General features: G+C 58.4%; 14 protein-coding genes. 9 read left to right on the top strand and 5 right to left on the bottom strand.

Features of this window, described 5'->3' with window-relative positions:
* Nucleotides 1-34: 34 nt before the first annotated feature.
* Together WH277_RS15240 and WH277_RS15235 are read right to left on the bottom strand one after the other, a co-directional pair.
* Nucleotides 35-904, bottom strand: coding sequence for an SDR family oxidoreductase (locus WH277_RS15240; RefSeq protein ID WP_167864472.1), 870 nt, complete (start codon nucleotides 902-904; stop codon nucleotides 35-37).
* A gap of 32 nt (nucleotides 905-936) precedes the next feature.
* Nucleotides 937-1,872: an NADP-dependent oxidoreductase gene (locus tag WH277_RS15235; RefSeq protein ID WP_167864471.1), complete on the bottom strand. Its 936-nt coding sequence runs from the start codon at nucleotides 1,870-1,872 to the stop codon at nucleotides 937-939.
* Nucleotides 1,873-1,974: 102 nt separating this feature from the next.
* On the opposite strand from WH277_RS15235, the gene WH277_RS15230 reads away from it, so the two are divergent.
* The gene (locus WH277_RS15230; RefSeq protein ID WP_339505876.1) at nucleotides 1,975-2,850 is read left to right on the top strand and encodes a LysR family transcriptional regulator; all 876 of its coding nucleotides are present in this window, start codon (nucleotides 1,975-1,977) and stop codon (nucleotides 2,848-2,850) included.
* 22 nt (nucleotides 2,851-2,872) lie between these two features.
* Here WH277_RS15230 and WH277_RS15225 read toward each other — a convergent pair whose 3' ends face one another.
* Nucleotides 2,873-3,862 (bottom strand): nitrilase family protein, encoded by a 990-nt coding sequence (locus tag WH277_RS15225; RefSeq protein WP_159336978.1) that lies wholly within the window; start codon nucleotides 3,860-3,862, stop codon nucleotides 2,873-2,875.
* A gap of 100 nt (nucleotides 3,863-3,962) precedes the next feature.
* Between WH277_RS15225 and WH277_RS15220 the strand changes: the two genes are divergently transcribed.
* Nucleotides 3,963-4,886: a LysR family transcriptional regulator gene (locus tag WH277_RS15220; RefSeq protein ID WP_339505875.1), complete on the top strand. Its 924-nt coding sequence runs from the start codon at nucleotides 3,963-3,965 to the stop codon at nucleotides 4,884-4,886.
* Between the two features lie 17 nt (nucleotides 4,887-4,903).
* Here the strand turns inward: WH277_RS15220 and WH277_RS15215 are convergent, their stop codons facing one another.
* Together WH277_RS15215 and WH277_RS15210 are read right to left on the bottom strand one after the other, a co-directional pair.
* The gene (locus tag WH277_RS15215) at nucleotides 4,904-5,917 is read right to left on the bottom strand and encodes a zinc-dependent alcohol dehydrogenase family protein (RefSeq protein WP_133843173.1); all 1,014 of its coding nucleotides are present in this window, start codon (nucleotides 5,915-5,917) and stop codon (nucleotides 4,904-4,906) included.
* Nucleotides 5,918-6,025: 108 nt separating this feature from the next.
* Nucleotides 6,026-7,066: a LacI family DNA-binding transcriptional regulator gene (locus WH277_RS15210; protein ID WP_133843487.1), complete on the bottom strand. Its 1,041-nt coding sequence runs from the start codon at nucleotides 7,064-7,066 to the stop codon at nucleotides 6,026-6,028.
* Between the two features lie 232 nt (nucleotides 7,067-7,298).
* Between WH277_RS15210 and WH277_RS15205 the strand changes: the two genes are divergently transcribed.
* The 7 genes from WH277_RS15205 (at nucleotide 7,299) to WH277_RS15175 (ending at nucleotide 14,032) form a co-directional block, all read left to right on the top strand.
* Entirely contained in the window at nucleotides 7,299-8,327 is a 1,029-nt protein-coding gene (locus WH277_RS15205; protein ID WP_159336988.1) for an ABC transporter substrate-binding protein, read from the top strand.
* A gap of 61 nt (nucleotides 8,328-8,388) precedes the next feature.
* Entirely contained in the window at nucleotides 8,389-10,620 is a 2,232-nt protein-coding gene (locus WH277_RS15200; protein WP_133843485.1) for an ABC transporter permease, read from the top strand.
* On the top strand, nucleotides 10,617-11,678 hold the full coding sequence (locus WH277_RS15195; RefSeq protein WP_133843147.1) for an ABC transporter ATP-binding protein: 1,062 nt from the start codon (nucleotides 10,617-10,619) through the stop codon (nucleotides 11,676-11,678). Before WH277_RS15200 ends, WH277_RS15195 begins: the two co-directional genes overlap by 4 nt.
* A gap of 22 nt (nucleotides 11,679-11,700) precedes the next feature.
* Nucleotides 11,701-12,489: an inositol monophosphatase family protein gene (locus WH277_RS15190; RefSeq protein ID WP_159336990.1), complete on the top strand. Its 789-nt coding sequence runs from the start codon at nucleotides 11,701-11,703 to the stop codon at nucleotides 12,487-12,489.
* Between the two features lie 130 nt (nucleotides 12,490-12,619).
* Nucleotides 12,620-12,943 (top strand): antibiotic biosynthesis monooxygenase family protein, encoded by a 324-nt coding sequence (locus tag WH277_RS15185; RefSeq protein WP_167864461.1) that lies wholly within the window; start codon nucleotides 12,620-12,622, stop codon nucleotides 12,941-12,943.
* Nucleotides 12,936-13,328, top strand: a complete 393-nt coding sequence (locus WH277_RS15180; RefSeq protein ID WP_171149652.1) for an amino acid-binding protein — start codon at nucleotides 12,936-12,938, stop codon at nucleotides 13,326-13,328. The genes WH277_RS15185 and WH277_RS15180 overlap by 8 nt, the downstream gene beginning before the upstream one ends.
* 2 nt (nucleotides 13,329-13,330) lie before the next feature.
* Nucleotides 13,331-14,032 carry an ArsR/SmtB family transcription factor gene (locus WH277_RS15175; RefSeq protein WP_339505874.1) on the top strand — a complete coding sequence of 234 codons (702 nt, stop codon included), beginning with the start codon at nucleotides 13,331-13,333 and terminating at the stop codon, nucleotides 14,030-14,032.
* Nucleotides 14,033-14,140: the final 108 nt, after the last annotated feature.

Here is a 14,140-nt window from a genome sequence, read left to right as displayed (position 1 = left end):
ACGAGTCTCCCCGTTATCTCCCTGCATATCCCGTTCAGCGCGTGCCGGTAGACTCATTAACAAAATGCTCGTAGGTCCGTAGCGGACGTCCCAGCAGCGTCTGCAAACGCTCCACCGTTCCTTCTGCCGCCTGCATCCCGTACTGCTGAATGCCCGCCATCATCAGGCTCATATCATAGGCCAGCCAACCGGGGCTCCAGGCGGTCATCTGCTGCTCAAAAGCGACCACGTCATCACCGCCGTAGCCAACTTCACGCCCCAGCGCTGCGCTCCAGACGGCGGCGACACGCTCACCGGTCAGAACGTCCGGGCCCACCAGCGCCAGGGTGTTGCTCTCCAGTGCTTCGGGTGCCCTGTCACGCCGCAACAGTTCCACTACCGCGATATCGGCAATATCCCGCACATCGATCATGGAAACACCCGCCGAACCGATCGGCATCGGATACACCCCATACTCTTCAATGACCTTTTGCACCGAGGCTTCGTTCTGCATGAAATAGGCCGGACGCAGAATAGTCGCCGGGATATTCAGGCTTTCGATCATACGTTCAACCGTATATTTACCGGTAAAGTGCGGTACGTTGGTGTACTTTTCCGCATGGATCACCGACAGATACACCACGCGTTCGATACCCGCCTCACGGGCAAGATTCAGGGTGATAAGGGCCTGGGTGACTTCATCGGGTGTCACCGCATTCAGCAGGAACAGGGTACGCACCGAGGCTAAAGCGGCGCGCATTGCCGCGACATCGGTCATGTCACCCGCGACTTCAGTCACACCGGCCGGAAAAACGTGTTTACCCGGCTGGCGCACCAGCGCCTTGGTGTCTGCGCCGGCATCAGCAAGACGCTGACAAATCAACGAACCCAGCGTGCCCGTGGCACCAATAACAAGAATGGTCATATTTATCTCCAGAATGCGTCAGACAGCGCCGGTTAGCGCAGAAAATCGGCCACCACTTTGCCGATACGCGGCGCCGTGCGGTGACGTTCAATGGCCTGCGGGATGTCGTTAAAGCCGACGATCTCGCTGACGTGTGACTTCAATGCTCCGCTGGCAATGCTGGCGGCCAGCGTTTCCAGCTGCGTGCCGTCCGGCGTGTTCATAAACCACAGCCCACGGCGCCCGGCAGGTGTGCGGGCAACAATGTCGGGCGAAGCCGTGCTGATGATAACGCCCTGCCCCGACAGCACCGGCCATGAGCGATCCAGCACGCCGCCACCAACATAGTCGAGGACAAGGTCAATATTGCGGGCAAGCGATTCAAACGGTTGCGACTGATAGTCGATAATGTGGTCGGCCCCGAGGCTGCGCACGTATTCCATGCCTGCCGCCGCCACGGTGGCAAACACCTCTGCCCCGGCCTGTTTTGCAAACTGCACGGCGTAGCCCCCCAGCCCTCCGGCAGCGCCGTGGATCAGAATGCGTTGCCCGGCGGAGATCGGGCCAGCATAGTTAAGGCTTTGCCATGCAGCGACGGCGGCAACGGGGATGGCAGCAGCGTGGATATCGTCCAGTCCTGCCGGTGTATGGGCCAGATTTGCCTCACTGACGACGACGAAATCCGCATACGCCCCGATTCGCCCCAGCGATCCCATCACACGGTCACCGATACGAAAACGCGAACAGCCCGGGCCCACGGCCTCAACAACACCTGCCAGCTCAATGCCGAGAACGGCGGGCAACGATAAGGGAAACGCATCGCGGACGTAACCTTCTCTCACCTTCCAGTCGAGGCCATTAATACCGGCGGCGTGTACCCGCACCCGTACCTGACGCTCTCCCACGTCGGGCAGCGCTATCTCAGCCACTTTGGCGGCATCAGCCCCGCCGTACTCTCCGATGACAACGGCTCGTTGCGTCATACTCATGATCTGTTCCTCTGGTCTGTTAGGATGAATGAACGATAAACCGTTGCGCAGACAGAGAGCAGACTCTAAATTAGAGACATGTCGTTTCAAAAATGGAACAGTATGGATCTCAATGCTCTGGTTGATTTTGCGCTTGTCGCCACCCATGGCGGGCTGGGGAAGGCCAGCCGCGCCAGCGGCAGGTCTAAAGCCACGTTATCGCGTCATATCGCGGATCTTGAACAACAGCTTGGCGTACGCCTTATCGAGCGCAGCCCCAGAGGGCTGAGACTCACTGAGGCGGGCGATATGCTGATGGCCAGAACATCGGGGTCAATGAACGAGGTGGTGGAGGCCATGACGTCGGTGCGGGAAGGGATCTCTGTTCCACGCGGGCACCTGCGCGTGGCATCACCCGTGTTGTTCTCGCAGCTCACCATGGGGAGAATAGCTGCCGAGTTTTGCGCCGCGTATCCGGAAATCACCCTTGAAGTGGTGGCAGAAGACCGCATGGTGGATCTGGTGGAGGAACATTATGATGTGGCCATTCGTATTAACCCGCGCCCCGACAGCAGCCTGACGGGGCGATGCTTTGCTGAAGACCGCCAGATTGTGGTTGCCGCGCCCTCCGTTACCCTGCCCCAGCCGGGCCTGGTCACTCAGGTTCCCGCCATCGTATTTGGCAACGTACAGCCATCGCTGTGGAAACTGGACGATGGCCGCCTGGTGATTGAACCTCTCCCCCGCCTGAGGTTTTCCTCTTTTCTGATGATCCGCGACGCCGCCATCGCCGGTGGCGGTGCCGCGATTATTCCTCAGTCTATTGTCGGCAACGCCCTTGCCCGCGGCGACCTGGTGCAGTGGGGAACGGTGTCAGATGTCAAGGTGGCGCTGTGGGTGCTGCATACCTCGCGGCGTTTAACGGCGCCAAAGGTCAGGGCATTCGTCGATTTTATCTGCGAACGCTACCCTAAAATTGCGCTGGTGATGACGGGATAACACCGCACCGGATGCGCTCACCTCACCGGTTATTTCTCTGCGGCACATCGACCGAAAACCTGGCCGTTCTTGCATCACGTTCATACCCCTGCAGTTCCGTCAGTATCTGGTATAGCTCAGGACGGCGACCGTGGATCCAGCGGCGGCCCGTGCTCATCGCCAGCAGGGTTAAATCGAGTTCGGCGCTGACCATGGCATCGCCCGCCGCCCAGGTTTCCTCAATAATGCTGCCGTAAGGGTCAATCATCATGGCATTGCCGGTACGGACTTCGTCTTCATCCGCACCAACGCCGTTACTGAATAAGATAAACACCCCGTTGTCATGAGCACGCGCTGGCAGCCAGCGCATCAGCCAGCCGCGACCATTAGGGCCTCTAAAGGCAGCGGTCAATTCCTCCTGGCGCGTCGCCCGTTGCTCCCAGAGTTCCAGCGGGATCGGCTTCATGCCGCAGGGACTGCGGGATTGCGTGCCCCCTGTCTGGTGCGGTGCGAGAAGAATATCGGCACCCAGCAGCGCCGTGGCGCGCACATTCTCCACCAGGTTGTTATCCCAGCAGATCAGTATCCCCACTTTCACTCCCCAGGGGGTGTCAAACACCGTGAACCGATCGCCACTGCTGATCGCGGGATGTTCAAAGGCATGAAGCTTGCGATGTGTATGCAGTGAACCGTCGGGCAGACAGGCAACGTAGGCGTTATACAGGCGGCCATCGTCGGCACGTTCGATCAGCCCGGCACCAATCAGCATCTGATGCTTGACGGCCAGCGAACGGATCAATGCCAGAGAAGGACTGGTTTCAATCGGCTCTGCCAAAGCTGAAACCTCAAAAGAGGTCAATTTAGGAACATGCCAGTAACCGGTGATACACATTTCGGGGAAGGTGAGGATCTTCACCTGTTGCAGGGCGGCTTGCTCGATAAACTTCTCCATCATCAGGAGATTATAGTGTTTGTTACCGGCCTGATGCTGAAACTGCACGGTGGCAGCCTTTAATGATGTTAACGCGGACATAATGATTCTCCAGCGGGGGTCAAAACACCATTACACCCGGTTGACTGATAACGGTATAATCAAATGATTTCCCATTCTGATAACTTTCTGGAATGTAATAATGAACCTGCGGTTGCTTAAAGCCTTTGTCACGCTGGCAGAGAAAGGTAATTATGCCGACGCGGCACAGGCGCTGTTTGTCTCGCAGCCCGCGTTAACCAAACAGATTAACCTGCTTGAGTCACAGCTCACTCTGTCGCTGTTTTCACGTGGCCGTCACGGCACCACGTTAACTGCCGGCGGCCGGCGCTTACTGCCAGAAGCGAAGAAGGTGGTCAGGCAGGCCGCGCTGTTTCTCCAGCATGCAGAGCAGGTCGCGAAAGGGAGTGAAGGCAGTCTGGCCGTGGGATTTGGGCTTTCCAGTTTCTACTTAGCCCCGCGCTACATCGCAGAATTTCGCCAATGTTATCCCGGTGTCGATGTCTCATTAACGGATCTTCCCTCAGCAAAACAGGACCAGTTGCTGCAAAGTGACGAGCTTCAGGTGGGGTTTGTTCGCGTTCCACCCAGCGAGCCGCTGGATTACCTGCCGCTGTTCAACGATCGGCTGGTGTTAGTGACGCCGGATAAAACGTGGATCAGTGCGGCAGAGTGGCTAAAAAATCGCCCTCTGCTGCGGCTGCATACTGAACGCGGCCGTGGGCTGAATACACAGATTGATCGCTTCTTGCAGGACAACGCGCTTTATACTTCCTCGACTCAGCTGGCTGACGATATTCATACCATCGTCGCGCTGGTGATTGCCGGTACGGGCGTGGCGCTTTTGCCACAAAGCGTTATTAATATTGCGCCACCGGGGTTGAATATTATTCCGTTAAGCGGCGAATCGTTAAGCTGGCAGGTGGGCATCGCCTGGCATGCCAGTACGGAGGATCTCATCAGGGATAATTTTATTGCGCGGATAAAAGCGGGTCTCACCCGCGAAGCGTCTTCTGAAACAGGCTCCGCAGATGAGATCCGCCATGGCAGTGGAGGCCGTGATTAAGCCTCCGGCCAGTATCACTACCAGCTCACACACACCTTGCCAACGTGTTGACCGCTTTGCAGGTGGGCAAATGCCTCACCCAAACGCTCATAGCTGAAGACCTTGTCGATCACCGGTTTCTGCGACATCAGTTCCAGCGCCTTCACATAATCAATCTGGTCCTGACGGCTGCCGACAATCAGCCCCTCAATACGCACCTGTTTCGCCAGGATGCTGAAAATCGACAATGCCGCATCCGTACCGGACAACACGCCGATGACGGCAATATGCCCACCGACTTTCACCGCCTTAAGGGACTCATTAATCGTGGCAGGGCCGCCGACCTCAACAATATGGTCAACGCCCAGGCCGTGAGTGAGTTCCAGCACTTTATCCCCCCACTCCGGGGTGGTGCGGTAGTTAATGGTGTCATCGGCGCCCAGTTTGCGCACCATCGCCAGTTTTTCATCAGAGGACGAAGTGGCAATCACTCTGGCCCCCATAGCTTTGGCCAGCTGTAACGCAGCAATCGACACACCGCCGGTGCCCTGTACCAGCACGGTCTCACCCGCCTTTAAGCGACCGTTGACCACCAGCGCCCGCCACGCGGTCAGGCCGGAGGTCGTGATGGTGGCCGCCTCGGTGTGCGACCAGCCCGCAGGAGCGGGAGTAAAGGCATTGACCGGACGCACCACCACTTCGCTGGCCAGGCCATCAACGCCATCGCCTGGCGTATGCGCAAAACCGCCCACCGCCGGGGTGGCTTTGCCTGCTGCCCACTGCGGAAAGAAGGTGGAAACCACGGCATCACCCACGCGGAACTCCGTTACGCCTTCGCCTACCGCCTCAACAATTCCGGCACCGTCCGACAGCAGAATACGGCTATCTTCCACCGGCATAGCGCCGGTGGCCACCATCAGGTCATGGAAGTTAAGCGAGCTGGCTTTGATGGCGACCCTGATTTCCCCTTTAGCGGGTTGGCCGGGATCCTTCACCTCGGTGAGCTGAACACTGTCCAGATTAAATGGGCTGGTAACCGTGACTGCTTTCATTATCTTCTCCTGGTTTGTACATTTCTGGCACATGCCATGGATTACATGAACCCTGTATACACCCGATTCCGTCACGGATTATACGCACTATGGGCTTTACCGCGTGACTCATCCCCCGCGGATCGTCCCGCGCCAGATAAAATCAGCATGGTACATCCGTGTTTCGCCAGGCATCTCCTCGTCCAGCGCCGCAGGCTGGCTATCTTCACGTTGCTCCTCATTCACCAGCCACTCGACCGCGTCACGGGCAAAGCGATCAACGGGTTGGGTGAAGGTGGTGAGATGATAAGACGACCACGCCGCCTGGGGAATATCATCGTAACCTGCCACGCAGAGGTCCTGCGGGATGCGCAAGGAGAAACGGTGCCGCGCTTCATCCATAAAGCCGCAGGCCAGCAGATCGGTCACACAGAATACCGCATCGGGGCGATCGCGACGAGTGAGCAAGCGGTGCGCCAGGATCTGCCCGCTCTCGTAGGAGGTGGTGCCGAAGTGCTCCACGCTGACCTTCAACCCGGCAGCTTCTGCCGCCTGCAGAAACCCACGTTCACGCGCCATCAGGCTCGGCGTTCCGGCAAGGGAGTTAGCAAATGCCACGTGCTGGCAACCCGCCCGCGCAAACGCCATCACTACCCGGCTGGCGGCGTCTTCGTTATCCAGATTAATACTCAATGATCCCGGCAGCACATCGTTGCGGTTAATCAGTACCAGCCGCTGACCGTGTTTATGACACTGACGCGCAATGGCGCTTTCCGGCATTCCCGAGAGCACAAAGGAAGCATCAGCACGGTAGTTTATCGCCTGCTGCAATGCCTGCGACACGCTGTCATCCGAGCGGTCGGTATTGATCAGCATGGCAATTTTCCCGGCTTCCTGCAGATGCTGCGTCACCAGCCGCACGAGGCTGGCACGGTACGGTGTGGCCAGTTCGGAAACAATCAGGCAGACGAGGCCGCTGCGGTTACGCACCAGCCCGCGTGCCAGGTGATTAACGTGATAGCCCAGTTCTTCTGCGGCCTGCATGACCCTTTTCCGCGTGGCCGCGGAGACGCTGGCCCCCGTCGTGAAGGTGCGCGACACCGCTGAACGCGACACGCCCGCCCTCTCTGCCACATCTTTCGCACTGACCACTGCCTTTTCCATCGCCATCATCACACCCGCCCGCTTTGTGTTGCGAATGAGTCTGTCGCACTTTGCACGGCTGTGCAATTATTTTTGTAGCGTAATTGTTTCATTTTTGTGACATGGCAACTGAAATGCGTACCAGCGCAATTGACAGCATAAATTTTGTGCATTAATTAATTGCACACACGTGCAAAACGTATGCACAAAAAGCCTGGCGACAACGTATCGCCTACCCTACACACCGAAGGAGAACACCATGCATCGTATTACTCTGATGGCGGTCATCGCCGCTGGCTCTGCGCTCTCAGCCCTTCCGGCTCAGGCCGCTGAAAAACTGAATATGATCTGCTCCGCTGATGTGGTTGTTTGTGAGCAAATGACCAACCTGTTTGAGAAACAACACCCGGATATCAAGGTCAGCATGGTGCGTCTCTCTGCGGGCGAAGCCTATGCACGCATCCGCACCGAGGCCCGCAACCCACGTACCGATATCTGGTGGGCCGGGACGGGCGATCCGCATATGCAGGCCGCCGACGAAGGCCTGACCCAGGCCTACAAATCACCACTGCTCGACCAGCAGCAGGACTGGGCACGTAAGCAGGCGGAAAGCGCACAGTTCCGCACCGTCGGCGTCTATGCAGGTGCACTGGGCTGGGGTTACAACACCAAGCTGGTGGAAGAGAAAAAACTGAAAGCGCCTGCCTGCTGGGCCGATCTGCTGGACCCGTCATGGAAAGGGGAGATCCAGATGGCAAACCCGAACTCCTCCGGCACCGCCTACAATACCCTTGCCACCCTGGTGCAAATCATGGGGGAAGAGAAAGCCTTCGATTACCTGAAAAAGCTCAACGCCAATATCTCCCAGTACACAAAATCCGGCTCTGCCCCGGTGAAAGCGGCAGCACGCGGTGAAACCACCATCGGTATTGTCTTTATGCATGATGCGGTGGCCATGCAGGTGGATGGCTTCCCGGTGAAAGCCGTCGCCCCCTGCGAAGGCACCGGCTATGAAATCGGCTCCATGTCGATTGTGAAAGGGGCGCGTAACCTGGCCGCCGCCAAAGTATGGTACGACTGGGCACTCAGTGCAGATGCACAGTCCCATATGAAAGACGCCAAATCCTTCCAGCTTCCGTCAAATAAAAATGCGGCGATATCGGAATACGCGCCGCGCTTCGAGAATATCAAACTGATCGATTACGACTTCAAAACCTACGGTGACTCGGCCAAACGCAAAGCGTTGCTCAGCCGCTGGGATAAAGAGATCGGCGCCAGCGCCCAGTAATTCTTCCTCCCTTCCCCTCCCGCCCGGGCGGGAGGCCGGATCATAAACGATCGAGGTTATGATGAATGCTCAAAACCGCCGCCTGGACGGGGCTTTCGTGCTGGGCGCACTTGCCATCCTGCTGCTGCCCTGGTACAGCCTGGAAGCCGGATTTTTCGACTTCGGCTGGCTGACAACACTCTGGCAGGATCGCGAAACGGCCCCGGCGCTATGGCAGATTGCCCAGTTCCAGCGTCCCTGGCTGACTATTGCCGTGCTGATGCTCCTGATCTGCGCCCTGGCGCGCTTACTGCCCGTGGGCAATCGCCGCTCCTGGTTACTGATGGGGGCCAGTATCTTTGGCGTCCTGTTTTTGCTGTTTGAAGGCCATGCGATTGGTTACACAGGCTGGAACTGGCAGTGGAGCGAACAGCTGTTCGGCGCACTCAGCGACGGCCAGCCTGCTTTTGGCGCAGGGGCGATCCTGCTACTCACCACCTTCCTGCTGCTGTTCTCCTTTGCGCTGGCAGAACGCGGCGTGCTGCGCGGTGATGCCTTTGTGGTGGCGGCAATTGTGCTGCTGGTAGCCCTGGTGACCACCTTCGTGCTGTACCCGGTGCTCAGTATGTTTGTCGCCTCCGTACAGGATGTGGACGGTTCCTTTAAACCGGATGGCATGATCGCCAATATTCAGGACCCGGCTATCTGGAGCCTCGGCTGCCTGAACGGCAGCGGAGGCTGCGGCACGGCCTGGCGTACCCTGTGGCTGGCACTGATGACCGCCTCTGGCTCTACCCTGCTGGGTCTGGCCTTTGCGCTGGCGGCGACCCGCACGCCGCTGCCGTTTAAGAAAGCGCTGCGCATGCTGACCGTGCTGCCGATCATCACGCCGCCGTTTGTTATTGGCCTGGCGCTGATGCTGCTGTTTGGCCGTGCAGGCGTCGTGACAGAACTGCTCGCAACGGTGTTTGGTATTGAGCCAGGCCGCTGGCTGTATGGTCTGACCGGGATCTGGATAGCCCAGGTTCTCTCTTTCACGCCGATTGCCTTCCTGGTGCTGATTGGTGTGGTTGAAGGCGTCAGTCCGTCACTGGAAGAAGCCTCGCAAACGCTGCGCGCTAACCGCTGGCGCACCTTCCGCTACGTCTCGCTGCCGCTGATGGCACCGGGCCTGGCGAATGCGTTCCTGATCAGCTTTATCGAAAGTATGGCGGACTTCGGCAACCCGATGGTGCTGGGTGGCAGCCACGGCGTGCTCTCAACCGAGATCTTCTTCTCGGTGGTCGGGGCGCAAAACGACCCGAGCCGGGCAGCGGTGCTGGCGATTATCCTGCTGTGCTTCACCCTCAGCGCCTTTATTCTCCAGCGACTGTGGCTGTCGGGTAAAAACTTCGCCACCGTCACCGGCAAAGGCGACTCCGGTCAGCACTGCGGTCTGCCGCGTGGCCTGCGTTATGGTGTTTACGCACTGGTGATCCCGTGGGGCCTGTTCACGCTGGTGATCTACGGCATGATCCTGATTGGTGGATTTGTACAGTCGTGGGGCCTGGACAGCAGCCTGACGCTGGCGCACTACGCCCGCGCGTTCGGCTTCCACTGGAACGAGGGCCAGATGGTGTGGACCGGCGTGGCCTGGAACTCGTTCTGGACCACCATGGAAATTGCGCTGATTGCGGCTCCGCTGACGGCCATTGTCGGCCTGCTGACCGCCTGGCTGATCGTACGGCAGAAGTTTGCCGGGCGTTCGACCTTTGAATTTATGCTGATGCTCAGTTTTGCCATTCCCGGCACCGTCATTGGTGTCAGTTATATCATGGCGTACAACCTGCCGCCGCTGGAGATCACCGGTACAGCGCTGATCCTTGTCGCCTGCTTTGTTTTCCGCAATATGCCGGTTGGCGTTCGCGGGGGAATTGCCGCCATGAGCCAGCTCGACCGCAGCCTGGATGAAGCCTCATTAACATTAGGGGCCAGCAGTTTCCGCACGCTGCGCAAAGTAATCCTGCCACTGCTGAAACCGGCGATCAGCGCCGCACTGGTCTACGCCTTTGTGCGGGCGATCACCTCCATCAGCGCCGTCATTTTCCTTGTCAGCGCCCAGTACAACATGGCCACCTCTTATATCGTCGGACTGGTCGAAAACGGGGAATACGGCGTCGCTATCGCTTACTCCTCCGTCCTTATTGTGGTGATGCTGGCGGTGATCCTCACCTTCCAGCTGCTGGTCGGTGAACGCCGCCTGCGCCGCGCTACCCGCATTGCCACAGCACCGGTGGCTCCACCACCGGCATTACATCAGGAGAGTGCCGTATGACGACCATTCGTTCCGGCTCGGTGGTGTTTGAGAACGTCACCAAACAGTTTGCCGATTTCAACGCCCTGCCCAACTTATCGCTGACGGTTGAACCGGGCACGCTGGTGACCCTGCTCGGCCCCAGCGGCTGTGGCAAAACCACCACCCTGCGCCTGCTGGCAGGACTGGAACACCCGACCTCCGGGCGTATTCTGATTGGCGGTAAAGATGTGACACATCTACCCGCTAACGAACGTGATGTGGCGATGGTGTTTCAGTCCTATGCCCTGTTCCCGCATATGAGCGCACTGGATAACGTGATGTACGGCCTGCTCTCCGGCGGAATGTCGAAAAAAGAAGCGCAGGATCGTGCCCGCGAAGGGATGAAGCTGGTCGGCCTGGAGAATATGGGCCAGCGCCTTCCGGCGGAGCTGTCCGGCGGGCAGCAGCAGCGTATTGCCGTAGCACGTGCGCTGGTGCTGGAGCCGCAGGTGTTGCTGCTGGATGAACCGCTCTCCAACCTCGATGAACGCCTGCGCCGCCGTGTGCGCACTGAAATCCGCGATCTGCAACAGCGGCTGGGCTTTACGGCCGTATACGTGACTCACGATCAGGAAGAGGCGCTTGCCGTCTCCGATAAGATTATTGTCATGAAAGAAGGGCATATTGCCCAACAGGGTGCACCGCAGGAGCTGTATCAGTCACCGGCGTCGGTATTTATCGCCGACTTTATGGGCGAGGCCAATATCCTGCCCTGCGATATCCGCCGGGTGGAAGACAGCGAAGCGGTGATCGCACTGGGCAATCGTGAATATCGCGTACCCGGCGCTTACGCCCGCCCCGGTGCCGCGCAGCTCTCGGTGCGACCGCAGTTTATTACGCTGCGCACTGAACCGGCAGGCGCACTAAACGGTGAAGTCACCCACAGCACCTGGCTGGGGGACCACATCGAATATGAAGTGCAGACGGCGCTGGGTGCGCTGTTTATTGTCGATGTGCAGATGGAAAGCCAGCTGGCGCCGGGCAGCCGCGTATTCGTGGATTTCAAACCTCAGGGACTGGCGCTGATTGCCCAGTGATCCCCATTAATAAGGACTGAACATGAGTGAAGACATTTCCCGCCGGCTGAGACTGGCGGAACAGGTAGCACGAGAAGCCGGCGCCAAAGCGCTCGATTATTTTCATCGCCGTGAAACGCTGGTGATTGAAACCAAGCGAGATGCGCAGGACGTGGTCTCGATCGCCGACCGCGAAGTGGAAATGCTGATTAACGGGCAGATTGCTCAGGCATTCCCGGATGACGGTTTTCTCGGTGAAGAGTTCGGCTTGCAGGCGGGCAGCTCAGGTTTCACCTGGGTGGTGGACCCGATTGATGGTACCAGCCCGTTTGTTAACGGTATGCCGAACTGGTGCGTATCGATTGCCGTGATCCACGAAGGGCAGCCGGTCATTGGCGTGATCATGGCACCGTGCCAGCAGGAGTGCTTTGTGTCTGCACGCGGCCAGGGCGCAACGCTGAATGGCAAACCGTTGCAGGTTGATCCGGCACGCACCATGCAGAACCACGTCACCGGCTTCGGTGCTAACAGCTATGTTACCCCGGAACGCGTGGGTGAGATTGCCGCCGGGATCACCGCCGCAGGCGGCAACTTCTTCCGCAACGGATCGGGGGCCATGATGCTGGCATACGTTGCCGCCGGGCGTCTGGTGGGTTATTACGAACCTCACATGCACGCGTGGGATTGCCTGGCGGGTTACTGCCTGGTCAATGAGGCAGGCGGCTGGACCCACACGTTTAACACCGCCGGTGAGCACCTGCTGCGTGGTGCCCCGGTGCTGGCCGTGGCACCAGGCGCCAAAGACGATTTGCTGAGGATTGCCCAACTGTAGCCCCTTCTGCGCAGTGCTTTCATGACGCCGGATAGCACTGCGCAAGTTCCCCTCCATATTTCGTTCTCCAGCGAAGTGTTGTTTTTTTAGATCAGTAAAGTTGCCTCTCCCCCTGCAAGAGAGTGCACTGATGATCGCCGTTCTTTTTGAAGCCGAGATAAGCCCTGACGGGCAAACGCGTTACCTGCAACTTGCCGCTGAACTGAAACCTCTGCTGGCAGATATTGATGGTTTTATTGCCATTGAACGTTTTCGTAGCCTGGCCGACGACGGCAAGATCCTGTCGCTTTCATGGTGGCGCGACGAAGACGCCGTACTGGCCTGGAAACAGAATGCCCACCACCAGGCGGCCCAGGCTGAAGGACGCCGCCACCTTTTTTCCTTCTACCGCATCCGCATTGCCGGGGTACTGCGGGATTACTCATCAGAAAATAAAGGACAACACCATGTTTGATATCCATATCCTGTTACCCAATGTTCCCGGTGCGCTGGCCGCGCTGGCGAGCCTGTTAGGCCGTCAGGGTATCGGCCTGGAAGGCGGTGGTGTCTTTAGCGCAGGTGAACACAGTCATGCACACTTTCTGGTGGTGGAAGGCCAGCGGGCGCGGGCTGTGCTTGAGGCAGAAGGGTTTCAGGTTCAGAATGTCTGCCAGCCGCTGATCCGCAAGCTGAAGCAGGCGCGCCCGGGTGAACTGGGCGAGATCGCAACCGCACTGGCAGACGCCGGGATTTCGATCCTGACACAGTACAGCGATCATGCGAATCAGTTAATTCTGGTGACGGACAACCCCGCTGCTGCCGAACGCGCTACCAAACAATGGGCCTTAGTGCCTGAGTAACCATGCACAAACAGACGATAACGACCGACAATGAGGATGTGCTGGCGTTTTCCATGGTCGCCGTCGCGGCGGCCCTGGCGGATACCTCACGGGTTAAAATACTCTGCGCCTTAATGGACGGGCGCGCCTGGACGGCGACAGAGCTGAGTGCCGTGGCGGATGTCGCCTCTTCCACCGCCAGTGCCCATCTGGCACGTCTGGTGCAAAGCCGTCTGATTTCCTGCCTGTCCCAGGGGCGGCACCGTTATTACCGGCTGGCCGGTGGCGATATTGCACAGCTGATCGAAACCATGATGGGGGTGTCATGGTGGCGTGTTGCGGCACCAGAACCCAGCACGCCCGCCGATATGCGTTATGCCCGCACCTGCTACGACCATCTGGCGGGGGAAGTTGCGGTACAGATCTATGACGCAATGCGCGATGCGCAGTGGATAACGACAGATGGCGCTGCGCTGACCGATACCGGCAGACGACACCTGACTGAACTGGGGATTGAACCCGATGCCGGTACCCGGAGGAAACACTGCTGCGCCTGCCTGGACTGGAGTGAGCGACGATTTCATCTTGGTGGCTATATCGGTGCCGCTTTTTTCCAGCACGGCGAAGCGCAGGGATGGTTTGTCCGTACGCCGGGTTACCGGATGGTCATGATCACCCCGAAAGGCAGGATGATGCTGAACAGACATTTCAAGCTGGCCCTGTAATTCCTCCACCCTGAACCTGTGATAAACCTCTCTTGCTCCTGGGCGATCGCCCAACTCTTTCCTTTTATTCCCCCTGTTATTTGGGTAAACGCACATAGCGTCACTCTA

The sequence above is a fragment of the Erwinia sp. MYb416 genome, from assembly GCF_037479575.1.
Classification (GTDB): domain Bacteria; phylum Pseudomonadota; class Gammaproteobacteria; order Enterobacterales; family Enterobacteriaceae; genus Erwinia; species Erwinia rhapontici.
Note: the sequence above shows the minus strand (reverse complement) of the source record. Positions and strands in the feature narration are given on the sequence as shown.